At 65.4% G+C, this 723-nt stretch carries 1 protein-coding gene; it reads left to right on the forward strand.

Translation table 11 applies throughout. The features are described from left to right. Positions 1 to 630: thiolase family protein (locus tag DEQ92_RS21070; protein ID WP_147299536.1), on the forward strand; the 630-nt coding region annotated here is incomplete at its 5' end. Positions 631 to 723 lie beyond the last annotated feature (93 nt).

Here is a 723-nt window from a genome sequence, read left to right on the forward strand (position 1 = left end):
TATCAAAAGGAGATCTCTGTCGACGACGTCGTCGACTCCTTCGAGTTGTCGCCGCCGCTGTGTCTGTACGACTGCAGCGGCGTCACCGACGGCGCGGCCGGGCTGATCCTGATGAGCGAGGAGAAAGCCCGAGAGGTGACAGACGAGGCCGCCTGGATCACGGGCAGCGGTCAGGCGTGTATGGCGAGCAACTCGATCAAGAATCTCCCGTCGATGTCGGCGTGGCCGCAGGCGACGACCGCGGCCGAGCAGGCCTACGAACAGGCCGGGATCGACGACCCGCTCGCCGAACTCGACGTCGCGGAGGTCCACGACTGCTTCACGATCAGCGAGATCATCGAGTACGAGGACCTCGGCTGGGTCGAGAAGGGCGAGGGCGGACAGTTCATCGAGGACGGCCGCAGCGAACTCGACGGCGACATCGGCGTCAATCCGCGCGGCGGACTGCTCGGGTGCGGGCATCCGTTGGGCGCGACCGGCGTCTCACAGGCGCTGGAAATTTTCAATCAGTTCCGCGGAACAGTCGAAGACGAACGACAGGTGCCAGACCCAGAGACCGGACTCATCCACAACCTCAGCGGCAGCGCCTCAGTGCACAGCGTGATGACGCTCGCGAGGGACCCACAATGACTCGACCCCACCACACCGGCTCGAAAGACGCAGACGACCCGACCGACGACCTCCTCCGTACGGATGGCGGTGAGCGCAGCGACCCGCCACGCG

Source organism: Haloferax sp. Atlit-6N (assembly GCF_003383195.1).
GTDB lineage: Archaea > Halobacteriota > Halobacteria > Halobacteriales > Haloferacaceae > Haloferax > Haloferax gibbonsii.